This window comes from Priestia sp. HNGD-A6 (assembly GCF_045784335.1).
In the GTDB taxonomy this organism is placed as follows: domain Bacteria; phylum Bacillota; class Bacilli; order Bacillales; family Bacillaceae_H; genus Priestia; species Priestia zanthoxyli.
The window spans coordinates 1,745,409-1,764,189 of the sequence record NZ_CP138621.1; the positions used below are offsets into that span (position 1 = coordinate 1,745,409).

19 protein-coding genes are annotated in these 18,781 nt (G+C 36.6%); 2 read left to right on the forward strand and 17 right to left on the reverse strand.

Annotated features, from left to right (window positions below; genetic code table 11):
• Nucleotides 1–183 precede the first annotated feature (183 nt).
• The 4 genes from SCI76_RS08805 to SCI76_RS08820 form a co-directional block, all read right to left on the reverse strand.
• A complete protein-coding gene (locus SCI76_RS08805) occupies nt 184–1,107 on the reverse strand; it encodes a response regulator (protein ID WP_048020160.1) in 924 nt (307 codons plus the stop codon).
• A 1-nt stretch (nt 1,108) separates the two neighbouring features.
• Complete coding sequence (locus SCI76_RS08810; RefSeq protein ID WP_033578240.1) at nt 1,109–2,416, reverse strand: HAMP domain-containing sensor histidine kinase; 1,308 nt, start codon at nt 2,414–2,416, stop codon at nt 1,109–1,111.
• An 843-nt stretch (nt 2,417–3,259) separates the two neighbouring features.
• A complete protein-coding gene (locus tag SCI76_RS08815; RefSeq protein WP_407545150.1) occupies nt 3,260–4,723 on the reverse strand; it encodes a sodium:solute symporter in 1,464 nt (487 codons plus the stop codon).
• Entirely contained in the window at nt 4,720–4,920 is a 201-nt protein-coding gene (locus SCI76_RS08820) for a DUF3311 domain-containing protein (protein ID WP_034269918.1), read from the reverse strand. Before SCI76_RS08820 ends, SCI76_RS08815 begins: the two co-directional genes overlap by 4 nt.
• A gap of 201 nt (nt 4,921–5,121) precedes the next feature.
• Between SCI76_RS08820 and SCI76_RS08825 the strand changes: the two genes are divergently transcribed.
• A complete protein-coding gene (locus SCI76_RS08825) occupies nt 5,122–6,084 on the forward strand; it encodes a bile acid:sodium symporter family protein (RefSeq protein WP_013055760.1) in 963 nt (320 codons plus the stop codon).
• Between the two features lie 189 nt (nt 6,085–6,273).
• Here the strand turns inward: SCI76_RS08825 and gdh are convergent, their stop codons facing one another.
• On the reverse strand, nt 6,274–7,059 hold the full coding sequence (gene gdh / locus SCI76_RS08830) for a glucose 1-dehydrogenase (protein ID WP_014461262.1): 786 nt from the start codon (nt 7,057–7,059) through the stop codon (nt 6,274–6,276).
• Between the two features lie 62 nt (nt 7,060–7,121).
• Complete coding sequence (locus tag SCI76_RS08835) at nt 7,122–7,973, reverse strand: GRP family sugar transporter (RefSeq protein WP_028412283.1); 852 nt, start codon at nt 7,971–7,973, stop codon at nt 7,122–7,124.
• Between the two features lie 289 nt (nt 7,974–8,262).
• Here SCI76_RS08835 and SCI76_RS08840 point away from each other — a divergent pair, with 289 nt between their 5' ends.
• Nucleotides 8,263–8,577: a helix-turn-helix domain-containing protein gene (locus SCI76_RS08840; RefSeq protein WP_013055757.1), complete on the forward strand. Its 315-nt coding sequence runs from the start codon at nt 8,263–8,265 to the stop codon at nt 8,575–8,577.
• A gap of 23 nt (nt 8,578–8,600) precedes the next feature.
• Here SCI76_RS08840 and SCI76_RS08845 read toward each other — a convergent pair whose 3' ends face one another.
• From SCI76_RS08845 to SCI76_RS08895, 11 genes are all read right to left on the reverse strand, one after another.
• Complete coding sequence (locus tag SCI76_RS08845) at nt 8,601–10,574, reverse strand: diguanylate cyclase domain-containing protein (RefSeq protein ID WP_407545151.1); 1,974 nt, start codon at nt 10,572–10,574, stop codon at nt 8,601–8,603.
• Between the two features lie 224 nt (nt 10,575–10,798).
• Entirely contained in the window at nt 10,799–11,572 is a 774-nt protein-coding gene (locus SCI76_RS08850) for an EAL domain-containing protein (RefSeq protein ID WP_407545152.1), read from the reverse strand.
• Nucleotides 11,573–11,839: 267 nt separating this feature from the next.
• Entirely contained in the window at nt 11,840–12,004 is a 165-nt protein-coding gene (locus tag SCI76_RS08855) for a hypothetical protein (protein WP_407545153.1), read from the reverse strand.
• A gap of 236 nt (nt 12,005–12,240) precedes the next feature.
• Nucleotides 12,241–12,918 (reverse strand): hypothetical protein, encoded by a 678-nt coding sequence (locus SCI76_RS08860; protein ID WP_088048643.1) that lies wholly within the window; start codon nt 12,916–12,918, stop codon nt 12,241–12,243.
• Between the two features lie 110 nt (nt 12,919–13,028).
• Complete coding sequence (locus SCI76_RS08865; RefSeq protein WP_221832715.1) at nt 13,029–13,706, reverse strand: hypothetical protein; 678 nt, start codon at nt 13,704–13,706, stop codon at nt 13,029–13,031.
• A gap of 91 nt (nt 13,707–13,797) precedes the next feature.
• A complete protein-coding gene (locus SCI76_RS08870; RefSeq protein ID WP_028412277.1) occupies nt 13,798–14,484 on the reverse strand; it encodes a hypothetical protein in 687 nt (228 codons plus the stop codon).
• Nucleotides 14,481–14,981: a hypothetical protein gene (locus SCI76_RS08875; RefSeq protein ID WP_308012840.1), complete on the reverse strand. Its 501-nt coding sequence runs from the start codon at nt 14,979–14,981 to the stop codon at nt 14,481–14,483. The genes SCI76_RS08870 and SCI76_RS08875 overlap by 4 nt, the downstream gene beginning before the upstream one ends.
• A 304-nt stretch (nt 14,982–15,285) precedes the next feature.
• Nucleotides 15,286–15,648, reverse strand: a complete 363-nt coding sequence (locus tag SCI76_RS08880) for a hypothetical protein (protein WP_034269884.1) — start codon at nt 15,646–15,648, stop codon at nt 15,286–15,288.
• Nucleotides 15,649–17,262 (reverse strand): DUF6792 domain-containing protein, encoded by a 1,614-nt coding sequence (locus SCI76_RS08885; RefSeq protein WP_048020150.1) that lies wholly within the window; start codon nt 17,260–17,262, stop codon nt 15,649–15,651.
• Complete coding sequence (locus SCI76_RS08890; RefSeq protein WP_048020149.1) at nt 17,255–17,941, reverse strand: hypothetical protein; 687 nt, start codon at nt 17,939–17,941, stop codon at nt 17,255–17,257. The genes SCI76_RS08885 and SCI76_RS08890 overlap by 8 nt, the downstream gene beginning before the upstream one ends.
• 258 nt (nt 17,942–18,199) lie before the next feature.
• Nucleotides 18,200–18,589: a PepSY domain-containing protein gene (locus SCI76_RS08895; RefSeq protein WP_048020148.1), complete on the reverse strand. Its 390-nt coding sequence runs from the start codon at nt 18,587–18,589 to the stop codon at nt 18,200–18,202.
• Nucleotides 18,590–18,781 lie beyond the last annotated feature (192 nt).

Consider the following 18,781-nt stretch of genomic DNA (forward strand, 5'->3'; position numbering starts at 1 on the left):
GAAGCTGTTTATTTGCACTTACTGTATTCAACAGATACAATTCCATTAAGAACTGTTTATTAAGTAGTTCTTTTATTCATAAGATTACATTATCATAGGCATCACAAAATCTAACACAAACCTACTGAAACTAACAAAAAAGTTTTTAGAAAATTACAAAATGAAAACGCTATAGTTTTTTTACTACAGCGTTTGTTTGACTTCATAATAGAGCATTTGGATAAATTTCTTTACATTTATACGGCTCGGAGTACTGCTTTTTCCCGTTCCTTTTTCTATATCTCTCATGCGCTGATGGACCATTGAAAAATCGAAAAACTTAGAAGCGTAATTTTCAAATTTAGGATTAAAGAAGTCAACCATCCCAAGAGAGGTCAAATGATTTAAAGACTGATAAATGGCTCTTCTTACTCGCTGCTCAGCTGCTTTCATTTCTTTTTGCAGCACGTCTTCTGTAAAAGATGAACCAAGCTTTCTAACGGTAATTTTCTCAAAAATTTCTTTGAGAGAAGGAAAATGCTGTTCATACATCGTGCTCTTTTCCGTTTGATGCAGGTAATTGATGATTTCGATTAAATCTTTACTTCCGCTTTCTCCTAAAATCCCAAGTTCTCTTAAAAGAAACCTGCACGCTTCTGCCGGATCGCTTTCTTTTTTACCAGAAGCAGGCGTTTTTTGCTGGTTTCCTATATTAAGTACGGTATTTAACGATTCTTGAATTTTCTCCATTGATTGTTGAACATGAATTCGTTCAATTACTTTTTGAATGACCATGAGCACTTCCATACGATTAAGCGGCTTCGTGATATAGTATTCAATGCCAAGCGAGTAGGCTTTTCCAATCAAATCTTTTGTTTCTACCTGTGACATCATAATAGTTTTGCCTTTAAAAGTATCCTTTATTTTGCGCACGGTTTCGATTCCGTCTTGAATGGGCATCAACAAATCAATAAATAAAATATCGATCTGCTGCAATAGAGAAGATTGATCATTTAAGACAATTCCGTCTTCTGCCTCCCCTATAACCTCTCCTAAATCATTATCTTCAATAATTTCAGCTAACATTGAACGAAAGACTTCGTCATCATCTATGATATAAAATCGCATATTAGTCCTTATCCCCCATTAACGTAGAAATAGGTAAATCTATAGTAAATTGAACACCGGGGCTTGGAGAAAGATTAATAAATTGAATACTCCCGCCCAGCTGCTCGGTCATTTGCTTAACGTAGACAAGCCCAAGACCTGTAGAAGGCGTCCCGTCCTTTGCGTATTTGGATGTAAATCCCGCTTTAAAAATGAGACGTTCATGCCTTTTTTTTACACCGGGACCGCTGTCTCTTACATATAGTAAAATGCGGTCTTCTTCTCGGCAGACGTCGATAATAATCGCGCCTTCTTTTTCAATCGCTTCGACTGCATTCGTTACTAAGTTATTAATTAATGACAAAAACAAGTACACGTGATAGCGAGGATGCTCTCCTAGAACCGAATATGAAAAATGAATATCTTTTGCTAACATCGCCGCATACTTTTCATTGCTGCGCATGACGATTTGAAGCAGACTTTCGATTTCCATATACTCAGAAAATTCCTCTTTTGTAATGACCTTGGACAGTCCTGCTGATATCCGCTGGTTGTCTTTTTTAATATCATGTACTTCTCCTGCAATTTGTAATGCTTTTTGGCTAAATTCGTGCAGCGAAGTAAGCTGATGGATATCTGCTTCGTGTAGTTCTTCATATAAATCATACGACTTTTTCGTAATTCTCTCAGCGTCTTGCAGCGTTTTTTTCAAATGAATGGATTCTTCATACAAATTTGAAAGCACAACAAGCAGCTGATCATTTTTTTGAGAGATTTGCCGTTCTCTCAGCTGCCCTTCGTAAAGCTTGATCATGCTAAACAGACATAAAACAAAGAAACTTCGAAAGACGCCTACAATAAAAATTTGCATGAACTCCGGAAACACAATATGATGGTGAACCATCACATACATACAAAGCAGTTCCATGCCGCCTGAAACCGTTTCGATGATGATGCTCCATATGCCAATAATCCACGGCTTTGAATGAAAATCGTTAATCTTAAACCAAGAAAAAGCAATGGCATAAACAAGATAATAAATCCCTGCTGAGCATCGAATCTGCAAAGAATGCAGAAAATCAAATGATTCGTAATTATACCAATCAAGGTACATTCGAAAGCCCACTATAGCACTCGCAACTAAAATACCTGGTATTACAGGAGATACCTTTCTTAAAAGCAGCAGTGAAAAGAAAAAAATGGGCACAGCAAAGCTGACTCTATACGTATCATGAAAAGGATAATATTTAAGCTCTCCTGCTAGCGGCACAACAACTATCATCACCAAAATGAGTAAAACATCTTTTTTTACTACCGTATCAACTTTCATCGTTCACGTCCTGCACTTTTTGAACATAAGTATATAGTTTAGCAATCTAAAAGACAATCGCTCTTCCTATATTTTTTGCACTCCCACTTCCATTTATAAATATAGCCCATATATAAACGGTTATTTATTCTCTTTCATTATTCTTTGTAGTTTTTTAGATTTTCTTGTTTTATTTTGTAATTTTTGTTGTATAGTAGAAGTACCTTTTAAAATGTGAGGCTGTATCACAACTATTCAATTATTATTACATCACCTGATAGCTACACTAAAAAGGAAAACTATTATTTTACAGGGGGAGCTTATTTTACAATGTGGATCATTACCGTTTACTCGAAAAACCAAAGTCCGACTATGTTTGAATTTGAATCAGAGGTAGAGGCGAAAAAGACATTTCAGGAGATTAAAGGGTGTAAGATCCTATCGGAAGTTATTTATTATAACGACCGAGTTCCCGCTTTAGCGTAAATCAGTTGATGTAGGAAATTTTACAAATTATCGGTTAAAAGCCACGTAAAGAGCCAAAGGATGATCCTATTCCTTTGGCTCTTTGCTGTTTGATTAGAAAAAACGAGGCTGAGATATAATAAGATGAATCTAATCTAAAGACGAACAAACGGGAGACATGAGCTGAACTGCTTGTGACACCGCAGTTGATTTCCGTGCAAGACGTCGCTTTCCGCGGGCGGTCGCTTGCGCTCCTGTGGGGTCTCACTTGTTCCGCTTTTCTCGCAGGAGTCTTCGTCTTGCCCTCCAATTAACTGCTAGAAGGGTCTACCGTTGACCCTAACAAAAAAACGAACCACTAATCAAGCGTGTTGATCAATGGTTCGTTTTTCACTTCGTCTAATATACTTTTGTCTCAGCTTTGTTTTGCTTTGTGAGCATACTGACTGCCCACATTACGATAAAGTTGATAAGCAGCGCAATAAACCCGACGTTGATATCTTTCATTTGCTGAGGCAGGGATGGAAATAACGTACCAATCGTAGAGCCGCTGATTGTAATATAGGCCACTACAATAATTCCAGCAACAATCCCCCACGCTGCTCCTTGTTTCGTTACAAAGTTATTTTTCTTCAAACTGAAAAGCAGAGATGGAAACAGCTGTGTCATTAGACTATAGCCCATCAAAATAATTGTTGATAGCGTCGTTCCCCCGTTTAGCGTAAAGTAAACGGAAATGAGTGCCACAACCGGTACAAAGCTTTTCGCTAAACGAGCAATATGCGCTTCGCTTGCTTGAGGCGCAAACGGTTTATAAATATTTTTCGCCAGCAGCGTTGACGCACTCATTAACAGCATCGATCCCGGCACAAGCGCTGTCAGCAAACCCGCTCCTCCTATAATTCCAATAAACCAAGGATCAAACGTTTGGATTGAGATACGTAATAGCGCAAGATCCACGTCTCCTCCGCTTAAACCAGGAACTTTTAAAATAGCTGCAAATCCAACAAAAAATACAAAGAGCAGCATCAGCGTATAAAGAGGACTAATGATTGCATTTTTACGAAATACCTTTGCATTTTTCGCTGTATAGCTTGAGCTAAACACCTGCGGCCACATATAAAAACCAAGTACTAGTAAAATAACGGTCGAAATAAACCACGAGACGCTTAATCCTTGCTCAGGAAACTTTAAAAATCCTGGCTTCGCTGTATTCACCGCTTCAAACATTGGACCGTATCCTCCGTAATAATGAAAAGGTAAATAAATACCTAAAAATCCAATCACAGCAAGCATCATAATGTCTTTAATAACGGCCGTCCATGCAGAACCGTGGATACCGGATATCATCACATACAGCGTTAAACTGATAGCTCCCATCCAAATGGCTGCCGGCATTGAAATGGCGCCGTATGATGCTTGTGATACAATAATTCCCAATCCTTTTAACTGCACAACAATAACAGGAATGACCGCAATCACTCCTACAGCAGCTACAAGCACACCAAGGTAAGGGCTTTTATATTTGCTTACAAAAAAATCAGGCTGCGAGACGAGCTTATGATCTCTTGCATACTTCCAAATAACAGGAAGAAGCCAGTATGATAAGACATATGATAAGCTAATATAAATTAAGACATAAAGTGCAGGAGCTCCTTTTCCATAAGCCCATCCGCTTCCGCCTAGAAACGAAAACGTTGTATAGATTTCTCCGGCCATCAGCACAAATACTAAAACCGCCCCGAAACCGCGTCCGCCTACCGTCCACTGCTCCAAGTTCATATCCTTGCCTTTAGTTGATCGTATGCCAAGAAAAATAGCTGCCACTAAAAATAGTAAAATAATAATAAGTGCACTATTCATTCTTCTTCCCCTTCCCGATTTCTGGGATCAAGCTTATACATAACCCCTAAAATAATGGACGTAAGCACCACCCATATCACCATCCAAAACATATTGAACGGCATACCGAGAACAAACGGAGTGACTTCATTAACAAAGGGAAGAAACCCTAATATGCCTACGAACGGAAGGACAGACAAAATATAGATAAATTTCATGACTAAACTCCTCCGACTTTCTAAAACTAACTTCTTTATATTACCACATATTCTGTCCATTCAATGAAGGAATGCTTGCATTTAAACTGAAATAATCTCCAAAAGATAAAATATTCTGTACTATTTTACAAAAATACTGTTTTCATTTTTCTGAATAAATAGTATAATTTCTTCTTATAGTTCGCAGGAGGTATCGTACAGATGAAAACAATAGAGAAAATCAGTACATTTGCAGGAAAAACGTTTACGCTTTGGGTTATTTTAATTTCCGTTATTGCCTACTCATTCCCAGAGCACTTTGTATGGATTGGAAAGTATATCGTTCCGCTTTTAGGAATTGTCATGTTTGGAATGGGGTTAACGCTGTCAGCGTCTGATTTCAGCGAAGTATTTCGAAGACCGAAAGAAGTAGCACTAGGCGTGGTGGGGCATTTTATCATTATGCCGCTTCTCGCATTCGGTTTGGCAATTGGCTTAGATTTACCAAAAGAAATAGCAGTGGGCGTTATTTTAGTAGGGTGCTGTCCAAGCGGCACATCATCAAACGTAATGGTCTTTTTGGCTCGAGGAAACGTTGCGCTCGCAGTTGCTATCGCTTCTGTTTCAACCATTTTAGCACCGATCGTTACACCGCTTCTCATTTTATTATTTGCAAGCAAGTGGGTCGATATTGATATCATGTCTCTTATTATTTCCATTATACAAGTTGTCATCATTCCGCTTGCTCTTGGATTTACGATCAAAAAGTTTTTTGGAAAAGCTGCAGAAGCAAGTTCCAAAGCTCTTCCCCTTGTTTCAGTAGTCGCGATTGTTTTGATTGTATCTGCGGTTGTGGCAGGAAGCCAAGCACAGCTTGCTAAAACAGGCGGTATCATTTTTGCCGTAGTCGTGCTTCACAACATTCTTGGTTTTACAATCGGCTTCTTCTTTGCCCGCTTATGCGGAATGGATCTAGCCAAACAAAAAGCGGTCGCAATGGAAGTGGGCATGCAAAACTCAGGGCTCGGCGTTACTATTGCTTCCACTCACTTTTCGCCACTAGCCGCTGTCCCAAGCGCCATCTTCAGCGTCTGGCACAACATCTCAGGCTCAGTGCTAGCCTTTATCTTCAGCAAACTAAAAGACAAAAACCAGCCCTCTTCTAACAAAAAAATGGCTGGCTAATACAATAAACTTATAAGGGAAGCACAAAAAGCTCCCATGAACCTTCCCAAAAAGGTTTTAAAAAGTTCTTAAAAGGTTTTACCTAGGCGAATGCCACCAACCCCGCAAGGGGGTGGCATTCGCTTAGGTATAGAAAAAAAGACATGGCGCTTTTGCCATGTCTCTTTTTTCTACATCGATTAAAAACTATTAGCCTCTTCCTGCTTGGAAAGAAGGATATTTCGTCATACCGCCATCAGCAAATAATGTAATACCTGTTACATAGCTTGCTTGTGATGATGCTAAGAATGCTGCAACTGATGCTACTTCTTCTGGTTTACCGATGTAACCCATTGGAATCATGCTTTCTACGTCTGCACGTTGTACAGGATCTGCAAATTTCTCTGCGTTGATTGGTGTGTTCATCGCACCTGGTCCAATGTTATTTACGCGGATACCTTTTGGCGCATATTCAAGAGCCAATGTTTCCGTCATTAGTTTCATACCGCCTTTACTTGCTGCGTAGTGAACAAATAATGGCCAAGGAATCATTTCGTGAACACTAGACATGTTAATAACGTTTCCTTTAATGTCGTTTTCAACGAAATATTTAATTGCTTCACGGCTTCCTAAGAATGCACCTGTTAAGTTTGTATCAATAACTTTGTTCCAGTTATCTAAAGATAGCTCATGAGAAGGAACTGGGTTTTCAACACCAGCGTTGTTAATCATAACGTCTAATGTACCGAATTCTTTAATAGCTGTTTGAACAAGATTTACAACGTCTTCTTCTTTTGTTACGTCGCCTTGAACGATGATTGCTTGTCCGCCTGCTTCTTCTACTTCTTTTTTCGCATCTAAAGCTTCTTCTTCATTGTTGTAATAGTTAATAACAACTTTTGCTTCTTCTTGACCGAAACGAACAGCCATTGCGCGACCTAAACCTGTTGATCCACCTGTAATTACAACTACTTTATCTTTTAAATCTGTATACATAATAAAATCCTCCTAGTGTTTTCATTTATTCATACATACTATCATTAACTTTTACGTAAACGTTAACTTTTAGCCATTCCGAGGAATACGCCACCTAAAATGATGAGCACAATACCAATCGTAATTGAAATAAGCTGACGCTTTGTTTTCTTTTCTCCAAGTAAGAAGATACCGCCAAGCGTTGAAATAACGATTCCCATTTGTGATAATGAGAAGCTTGTTGCAACCCCTACTTTAGGTTGAGAAATAAATAAGAACATGTTACCAGCTGCCCAAATAAGGCCTGGAATAATGTTGCGAATTGCATATTTATTAAACGGTTTGTGTTTATAAGTAAGTATAAGTCCACCAATTAACATACCAATTGCTTGTGGGAATAGTGCCGACCAGCCGTCTACATTAAATAAACGAGCGACAACTACATACACTAAGTATCCAATTGTTGAAACAATAAGGGTAATAATCCCTTTTTTGAATTGTCCAGATTGCTCTGGGTTTTTTTCGCTTTCTAGTGATGTTAGCACGATACCAATAACAATAAAAATAAGAGCTAACACGCCTAAAATAACGGTTGTTGTTGTTGACCACTCGTGAAACACGATAACACCAAACAGTGATGTTGTCACAAGCTGCATACCAGTTGAAATTGGCATGGTTTTTGAAACACCAATATAATCAATCGTTTTCAACTGATTACTTTGCCCAACTGCCCAAAATAATCCTGAAACGATTCCGACAATAAAAATAAGCGGCGTCAACACTGGATGAACTACGAAATAAATAACGGCTGAAAAGATCAGCGCACCAATTGTAGTTCCAAGCGTTTGACTGTAAGGACCTCCGCCCAATTTAACGTTGAACAGGACAATACTTCCCCAGAAAATCGCAGGAAGAATAGCCAAAAGGATATCCATTTGATACTAACCTTCTTTCTCAAACTCTTGATGTAATTGTAAATTTAAAGTACCTTTTATTTAACTAGGTAACTTTATGTAACCAATCTTAGACCTTTTTTCTTGATACGTCAATAATAATATGTCGATTCTGTGACTTTTTTTAAAAACTTTACAATACAGCGTTTCCAAGCTACTGAAAGTTTTGAAAATAAAAAAAGATAGCCTTTTCATTATCCAAATGCTAGTATATAATAACATTATAAGGGTTACTTTTAATATCCTATATACAATAAAGTAGGTGGCATGAATGAATGAATTTGATGAGTTATGTCCAAAAGTGTGGAAAACGTTTGATATAATAGGAAAAAGATGGAATGGATTAATTATTTATGTCCTGATGAGCGGTCCTAAACGCTTTAGTGAAATTCACAGCAGCATTCCCTCTTTAAGTAAACGAATGTTAACCGAACGAATGAAAGAGTTAGAAGAAGAAGGAATTGTAATCCGGCACGTTATTCCTGAACGTCCGGTTCGTATTGAATATATCTTAACTAAAAAAGGATCAGAGCTTGGTATGATCTTAGGACCCGTCAGCAAGTGGGCAAAAACATGGATAAAGTAAAAAAGCCTCTTTGGAGGCTTTTTTTACGTTTGATAGAGGATATAATTATTTTTCCCTTCTCTTTTTCCTTTATATAACGCATCATCTGCATTTTTTAATAATGAAGCAGTCGATTCCCCGTCTTCTGGATAAATAGAGACGCCGATGGTAGTTGTGGTGCGCAAACAATAGCCCCGTACATTCCAGCTTTGCTGAAGAGATACGTGAATTCGCTTAGCAATTTGTTCAATTTCTCGTCGGTTTGTTACGTTTAAAATAATGATAAACTCGTCTCCGCCCAAACGATAAATACGATCGCCTTTCCTCACACAGCTCTTTAATCTCTTCGTGTATGCTTTTAGAAATTCGTCGCCTATATGATGGCCATATTCATCGTTAATCTGCTTAAAATTATCACAGTCAAGAAACAAAAGCGCAAAAAACTCATCGCTTTTTTGCTGCCCTTTTTCAATTACTTTGTTTAACTCTTTTAATAACATTGCCCGGTTGGGAAGACCTGTTAAACTATCGTGAGTGGCTTCAAAATGAAGTTTATTTTCTAGCGCTTTTTGTTCAGTAATATCATTATGAATGGATACATAATGAGTAACATTTCCGTCTATATCTTTTAACGGCACAATTGTTTTCGATACCCAGTATGACTGATGATGCTTCGTCCCCATTTCAAGCTGTCCTCGCCATACTTTTCCGCTTTTTATTGTTTCAAGCAGCTCATGATGATCATGATTAAGCCCTGCATCTCGATAATACTTCCCTACTAAATCTTCTTTTTCATAACCTGAATACTGTACATACATATCATTTGCATAGGTAATAGTCCCACTTGCATTTATAATCATAACGCTAGCTGATTCATCAAGCGCATATTTTATATTTTCAAGTTCTTTCAGCGTATACGCCAACTGTTCTTCTGCTTCTTTTTGAGGCGTAATATCGTGTAAGATTGCATAGGCGCCAACCGTTTGATTATTTACTTTGACAGGAATCGTTGTAATATACACATGTTGTATAGAATGTTGGCTTCTTCGGAATGTTAGCTCTGTGCAATAGCTGATTTCTTCATATACATTCCAACGTTTGTAATTACAGGCTCCCAGTCTTTTAGCAATGTCTCGGTAATTTTTATGCAGCACATCGCTTGCAGAAAGCTGCAACGTTTCTAAGAATGCGCTGTTGATATTTAAAATTGTGCCGTCCAAATTCAGCATACAAACTGCGTGGTGGTGGTTTGTAAATAGCGATTTGTACCACTGTTTGCTTTTTATGAGCTCTAATTCTAATCTTTTAATAGCTGTGATATCTCGGTAAATCACTGAATAGGCGACCAGTTGATTTTGATAGTCATAAATCGGTGAACAGCTAACAGATACACACACCCTTTCGCCGCTCTTTGTGTACCTGACTGTTTCATAAGGAGACAGCGTCTTGCCATTTTTTAATTCTGCTATTAATTTAAGGCTTTCTTGTTCCTCTTTCTTTGACACGATGTTCATCTCTTGACGGCTTTTTCCTATAGCTTCTTCTTTTCTCCACTGAAATAGCTTTTCAAACGCTCCATTGACTGTTAAGACCTTCTCATCACAATCAGCAATTAGAATGGCGTCTACCGTGTTTTCTAGAAATGCATCGAGCAAGCGCGTGCTCTCTTCCTGTATTTTTTTATAATGAATTTCTTGAGCCATGACAAGGACATGTGAAGGGTTTGTCGCTTGATTAAAAAGAGGAGTAAAAGTTACTTCATATGCATGCCGGTCGGGCTGAAAAAGCTGTATGTATTGATATTGAATCGGTTCTTTCGTGGCAATGGCTTTTTCACAAAGTGTGTAAAAAAGCAGATTTTTTTCTTTGTTGATTATCTTGTCTTCCATTTTGTCAAAGAATTGCTGAGCTGCCTTGTTACATTCTTTATAATACAGCTGATGTTTTTCTTGCTGAATTAAAATAACAGGCTGCGGCATATTCATAAAATAAAATTGGAATACCCCTTCACTATACATACTAAATATCCTCCATCTGCCTTTGGAATTTCACTAAACGTCTTGTTTTGATATGCCATTCACTCATTCTCCCAAACCAACACGTCTTCTTTATCTCTTAAAATATTTTAACAATCGTACAAAATCACATAATTTTATAAAAATTCAAGATATCTGCGTTGCATGTAAGTCTAATTACCCGTTCTCATATTACGATAAATTATCTATTCCGTGAAGTTTATGGTTTAAGAGTTCAATAGCCTTTCTCGTCTGAATAAACTGCGGTACTTATTATAAGTTAAGTAGGAAGAGATTGACTGCGGCATTCCCAGTAAATAGCCTTGAGCAGCATGTAGGTTTAACGAAATCGCTGCGGCTAAATCTTTATCTCGTTCAACGCCTTCTAAAATGAGATTCGTATGCGGATAATAATTAACAAGCAAATCAATCAGATCTTTCTTTTGCTTGCAGTCGGCTAGTCCTTCAGCATAGCTTCGGTCCAATTTCATATAGTGAGGCTCATACATGCTTACCTGCCTCATCGCTGCGGCCCCTGCTCCAAAATCATCAATCGCAATTTTGAAACCGGCCTCTTTCAAACTCATTACTCGGGCAAAAAAAGCAGGCGATTCCCATAATTTTTTTTCATGAAGCGTTTCATTTAACTCCCATACAATACGATGTTTCGCATTTTTATAGGTGTTCAACAGATATGCTAAAAACCGTTGGAAATGCGGGTGGAGAAGAGTAGATGGAAACACGTTGATAAATAAATTCTCAGATTTCAATACCTCAAACGGAAAGTTCTTTATAGCCCCTTCAATTGCCATCGTATCAAGCTTGTACAAATAATTATGGCGTCTTGCCAGTGAAAACAACTCTTCAATTTGCCCTTTTGCGAAAGCCGTGCGCAGCAAAGCCTCAAAACCCAGCGTCTCCCACGAATCCAGCGCATAAATAGGCTGATATACAAACTGAAAGTCTTCATACGTCAGTTCCTTTAAAACATAAGCATCCATTCTTTCGTTTAATCACCTTTCGTTTTCAATATACTATTTCTTCCATAACCTAAACTTATAAAAATATATCCTAAAAACAGATAATTGTCCATTAAAAGTAAGAGATTCCATTAAGTGATTTAGGTATTTTGAGACTTGCTGGAAGCTTATGATAGCAACAAAGAAGTGTTTTAGAGGCTTTTATGCTTTTGATAGATAGGCTGTAAAGGATGTTTCAAACAAGAGATTGAGACATAAGCAACTCAACCCCATCTAAAGATGAGCAAATTAAATAAAGGGACTAGTATAGATTGCTTGGGACACCGCGTTTGATTTCCGTGCATGGCTTCGCTTTCCGCGGGCGGCCGCTGAGCCTCCTCGTCGCTTGCGCTCCTGCGGGGTCCCACCTGCTCCGCTTTTCCCGCAGGAGTCTTCGCGTTGCCCTCCAATCAACCGCTAGAAACACCTAATATGTGAAGTTTACGTTTACTATATACTTAGCGCAATAACCTCTTATCGTTAGTTTGTAATCATAGACAAGTTGCTCATGTTGATAAATAGATGCTAGTTGGAAAACCAAGGATAACAGCCCATTCAAGACATTACAAAAAATATTGCACCTACAGCTAAGCAAATCCTATAACTTTCTTCATCTAACTTGTTACCTCTTCTTCTCTATAAATTCTCTACTATTTCCCTTCATTAAAACGAATATTTTTTAGCATTTTTAAAAACCATTCTTGCTTTTTTTCTTCATCACCGCTTTTATATTTATCGCTGCTATCGAAGGAAATCTGTACTATTTTATTAGAACGCTTATCTGCTACATATGCCAAGTATGTATTAGGAATATGTTTCTTCTTATCTACTATTACACGCTTTTCTGTTCCTTTGAAATAAATATAAGCTGATTGGTAGTAAATCCTCGTCTGTGAGTTTTCAATCTTATTAGGAATACTTAATCCAAATCTTCTTTTAAATAAAGCCTCAACGTGAATACTCTCATCTGCAGGATTACTGGTTAAAAACTCAGTTTTTATATAATTCGCTTGTGTTTTACCTTCAACTTCTTCATTGTAGACAGCCCACCAGCTCTCGTAAGAATCATTATTGATAGCATAATCCTCTCTATTTTTATGTAAAACTTGATACTCTTCTGGAAACCACATCGTATACTGCCCTGTCTTTGACTTAAACTCATAAAACCCATCATCCGCTTTTTCATCTTTGTTTAAGAACTTACGTGTAAAGTGGTCATCAAAAGCTGGGACGTTTGGGTAGCTGCTTTCGTTTATCAGCCATATTGATCCTATTAAAATAGCGGCTCCTGTGATAACTATCATGATAACTTTCGAACGTTTTTTCATCGGCGTCCCCTCTACTTTATCGTTTGGAACAAACTTTAATCCTTATATATTGAATAGTCTTTAGCATTTTGATTTGTTGCCCTTATGCTAAAAAAAGCTTTTGCTTATAATTAATTTCCCTTAACAAATTTAATACTTTGCAACATTTTAAAAAACCATTTCTTTCTATCCATTTTATTTGTTTCTGTATTTTCGCCTACACTATCGTATATTAATTTGATTACCTTATCAGAGTTTTTATCTGCTACATATGCTACATAAAGGTTGGGCGGATTTTCTTTACTGTCATGTACTATATGTTGGTTAGTACCACGAAAATATGTATAGGCATAATCATAATAAATTCTTGTATGAGAGGTTTCTAACTGTTTAGGTTTTTTACTGTCTAATTGTTCTTTAAATAAACTCTCTACATAAATTAATTCTGATTTCATGTCGTTCTCGGAAAATTCAGCCTTGATAGCGTATGTTTGTTGATCATTTTCGTAGGGTTTAATATAAGAGGCTGACCAATTTTCATATGATTCGCCATTTCTAGTGTAATCTTCGCGATATTTATGTAAAACTTGATACTCCTCTGGAAACCACATCGCATACTGCCCAGTTTTTGACTTAAACTCATAAAGACCATCATCCACTTTTTTATCTTTGTTCAAGAACTTACGCGTGAAGTGATCATTAAAAGCAGGGACATTGGGATAGCGGCTTTCGTTTATCAGCCATATTCCTGCTGTTAAAATAACCGTTCCTGCAAGGACTGCAATAATGGTCTTCATCCTTTTTTTCATATCTGCACATCCTCTTTATTTTTACTAGATAGGTTTTGGTATTTAAGCTAAATTGATTTATTTCTTAAATTATCGTTCAACATGAGCTTTATTAAGCTTCATTTCCCTCACGGAACTTAATATTTTTTAATATTGTTAGGAACCATTTTTTCTCTTCTACTTCATCATTCTTTCTGCTTTTTTCACTTTTATCAAACCACAGTTCAATTGCATTATTAGAATGTTTATCCGCTACATATGCTATATATGTATTTGGAGCATGTTCTTTATTAGGATGCATAATTACTTCTTGTGTTCCTTTAAAATATGTATAAGCTGAATCATAGTAGATTCTTGTACTAGAAGTTTCAAACGTATTAGGCTTAGTAACATTTAGCTGTTCTTTAAACATATTGTCTACAGTAAAGGATTCATTTTCAGCCTTTCTTGCGTTTGAAAATGTCATTTCCATATAACTTCCCCCAGCATTTCCAGCTTTGTTATTCACCTCTTTCGCTATCCACCTTTCATAAGAATTACCGTTTATTACGTAATCTTCTCCGTTCTCCTTTATAAGCTGATAGCCTTTAGGAAACCACATCGTATACTGGCCAGTCTTGGACTTAAACTCATAAAAACCATCATCTACTTTTTTATCTTTGTTCAAGAACTTACGGGTGAAGTGATCATCAAAAGCTGGGACATTTGGATAGCGGCTTTCGTTTATTAGCCATATTCCTCCTGTTAAAATAACCGTTCCTGCAAGGACTGCAATAATAGTCTTCGTACGTTTCTTCATCCTCTGACATCTCCGTTGTTTTCTGGTCTAAAATGAATACTTTTTAACATTTTTAAAAATTGCTTATTTGTTTTGTCACCTTCATTTTTTGATAAGTTATTACCTATAGAGTCATAAGATATTTCAATTGTCTTATTTGAATGTTCATCAACTACGTAGGCAACATATGTATTGGGTATGTAACTACTTTTATCCTCAATTACTTTCTCCTCCGTACCCTTGAAGTAAGTATAGGCATTATCATAGTAGATTTTTTTATCTTTCGTTTCTATTACCTTTGGTTTATTGGCGTGAAATCTTCTTTTAAAAGTAGACTCTACAAACACAGCTTCATCTTTGATACTCCGCTCAAAAAATTTCAAGTTCAGTTGACCAATTAGATTCTCCCCTTTGTATTTTTTAGTCGATAAGGCTCTCCAATCTTCATAATTTTGTCCGTTCTTTGAATAGCCTTGACCATCGTCATTCGCTATTACAAATTCTTCTGGAAACCACATCGTATACTGTCCTGTCCTTGATTTAAACTCATAAAACCCATCGTCTACTTTTTTATCTTTATTCAAAAACTCACGAGTGAAATGATCTTTAAAAGCTGGAACATTTGGGTAGCGGCTTTCGTTTATCAGCCATATTCCTCCTATTAAAATAGCGACTCCTGTAATGATTGCGGGAAGGGTCTTCGTACGTTTTTTTATTGTCCTACACTCCCTTTATTACTCTTTTGAAATAAACGGGACTTAATGTAAATTGTTCAACATATAAAAATCCCTCAGACCACTGTCTGAGGAATAGCAGTATCCCTTATGTTAATTCACTTTCATCCATTGATTCTTTATATCGAATTTCGTACTCTCTCTTATGCATATCTTTAATAGAATGCATAAAACTCATAATATGCTGAAATGCTCCAGTATCATACTGCTGAGCTCGTAGCGTATATCCCCGCTCTGCTGCTTCTAATTTACTTTTAACCGCATCCGCAAACTCACCCGTTTGGTTTTCTAAATAGCTTTTAGCATGCCAAAGCTTTTCATTTACTTCTTGATCCTTTTTGATTAACTCTTTAATCCTTTTTGCCTGCTCGTCTTTGAAGTCGTCACCATCAAATTCAAACATGTATTTACCGCTCGTTGTTCCTGTGTGTGTAAAATCAAAATCAAACAATTAAATCCCCCCTACTACTTCTTTCATGCTTTTAATATCTGAAGCTACCGATTCGTCAGCTTCCATCATCTTCTCGAAATTTTGGAAGAACGCTTCAAGAAACTTTTGATAGTATGTAACTTCCTCTTGAATAGAAGAAATAATTTCTTCAACAGGGGTAAATACACTATCGTCTAGCGGGTCAAACGTTTTGTCAAACGTCACTTTTTCAGCCACACGCTTTTGTCCAAACCAAGCGAGAGTAGCGCCGTCTTTATCTGCCTTTTCCATAAATGACTGGGGAGAAGCTTCTTCTCTGGATATCTTCATTTTTAACTTTTTCTTCTTAGCTTCGAAGACTTCGTTAATTTCACTATGTAAATACTGCTTTAGTGCATTTAAGTTTGCTTCTTTATCTTTAATGGCATTAGCACAGTAATAAACAAACTTCTTCATTTGTTCATAATCTAGTAAGATTTCTTCCTGAGATCCTGAATCAAAAACCTGATAATACGTCTTCATAGCATTAGCTTCTGTGTATTTGACAACATAATTAATTCCGTGGAGTTTTGCTTGTTTACTTTGAGATATTCCTTTAACAAGCTGAAATGTTGCTCCAGGGCTAGTAAATGTATTTACCATTACTACTGCTCCTACTCCTATACCTGCTTTAATCTCTCCAAAATGAAGAAAAGGATATCTTTTTACACTCTCAAGGTATTGATCACGTGTTTCTGGCAGGTTAAGTAACGTTTCTTGTTTCACATGATCATTAACAAACCCTAAACCGCCTAATGTTGTCTTTACTCCAAGGTTATAACGGAATTGGTCTATCATATACACTGGGTTCCATTTTGCTTCTTTCTGAAAAGGATATTTCCCAATGTTAATCATTTCTTCTGTATCTAAATCTCCAAGCATCGTCACTTTGTTACCTGCATACCAGCTGCTTGGAAAAGATTGAGCATGCATAGGTTCACCTTTTACCCAGGTATGGCTGATGGTAGCTTTTTGTTTTTCGTAGTAGGTGTTGGCTAGTTCTGTTAATTTCTTTGAAGATATTCCATCTTTTTTCCCAGTCTGGTGAAACACATACAATTCAAATTCTTTATCTAAAGCTTCTAATTGTTTTAAATTAACTGGTGCATCATTCAATGCCCTTATATCTTTAAAACTTTTTGTTATTAAGCTCAAAGTTACTATTAAATGTCCTCCTAAGGAGTGTCCATCACCATACCTTTTAAGTTTTTCATCAGAACTTTTAATCTTTGTTTCAACTTGCTGATACATTTTTTTTGCATCATTGATTTGTTGAGTACTTTTACCTGCTCCAATCCCTAAAGCATCATATACAACATCTCCAAAATCTTTAGAAGGTTCTGTTCCTCTAAAAACATAATAAACCTCATTGATATTATGTTTTTTATCATGGAAATGAATAGCTGCCCCATCAAACCCAGATTTGTTACCTATTCCCATTTCAACGCTGCTATATATTTTAAAATTAGGTGGATTTTCACCTGTAGCCTCTTTATAAATCCTTGTAATCTCTTTTTCTTTTCCTGATAATCCACTGTACTCAAGCTGAGTTATTTTATTTCTTATATCGTTACTTAATAAAGGTTTTTCACTCACGACTTTTACCCTCGCTAAAATTAATACTTTTTAATATTGTCAAAAACCATAACTTCCTTTTTTCTTGGCTAGTTTCTGTACCTTCACCTATACTATCGTATGAAAATTCTATAACCTTATTAGAGTTTTTATCTGCTACATAAGCAGTATAAGTATTAGGTAAATGGATTTTACTGTTATGTACTACATGCCTTTCAGTTCCCTTGAAATATGCATAAGCATAGTCATAATATATGCGAGTATGTGAAGTTTCTATTTCTTTAGGATTGTTGTTCTTTAATTGCTCTTCAAATAATCCCTTCACATAAACAGGTTCAGATTTCTTATCATTCTTTGAAAATTCAGCTTTAATATAGTATATTGATTTATTTTTTTCATCGATATTCCTATATGAAGCAGACCAATTTTCATATGATTTTCCATTTATAGAGTAATACTCTGAAGCATCATGCAACATTTGATACTCCTCCGGAAACCACATCGTATACTGCCCGGTCTTCGACTTAAACTCATAAAATCCATCGTCCACTTTTTTATCTTTGTTTAAGAATTCACGCGTAAAGTGATCATCAAAAGCAGGGACGTTTGGGTATCGGCTTTCGTTTATCATCCATATTCCTCCTATTAAAATAGCAGCTCCTGCAATGACTGCAATAATGGTCTTCGTACGTTTTTTCATTGTCGCACACCCTTTTAGTTATGTTATAACCTATGTTTTATACATGTTCGATACTATCATACTTATAATGGGAGAGTCATAAGCAGAACGAATCAAAGAACCATAATTAGGAAGTGGTTATTTTTTACTATCACTTACCCTTTCTCTTAAAGAAATAATCACTTCTTTTTTTATCATTGTTACCTTTATTAATGATTTCTCTCAATAAAGAAAACCCCACTTTCAACAAAGTGAGGTTGATTACATAATATAGGCCATTTACTGAATGTTTCGCTCTCCTTGTGCCAGCACATCAATTTCAGCGTCAATTTTCACGCTGTGGGTTTTTCCATCAAGTCCAAGGATGACAATTTCGTACTGCTTGTTAGTGAGAACAATCGATTCGATAATACCTTTATGCTGTCTTAACGCGTATGCTTTTGCACGGCTTTTGGTTAAAGGAATCGTTTTTTCTTTCAAAACATTGCCGGTTTCGGCGTTAATTTTTACTTTGTGCTCTTCTCCGTTTAACGTAAGGATGTCTACTGTATAAATAGGAAGAGTGAGTATTTTACTCAGCGATATGGATTTGACAATGCCTTTATATTCTTTTAATGCGAGAAGCTTTGCTTGTTCTTTCAACAAAAGAGATCGTTTTTCAGAAATCATTTGACGCCATCCTTTCTAGTTTATAAAACGGACTGCTGTTTCAATTTCTTAACGTACCATATCCTATGTATACGTCTACTAACTAGTATAGCGGGCTTGTCTTAAATTTCTCTTAATATTACATGAAAGATAGCTGAAGAAAGCTGTTATTCACTGAAAAAACTAGACCTGGTTAGATCTAGCTTCTTATTG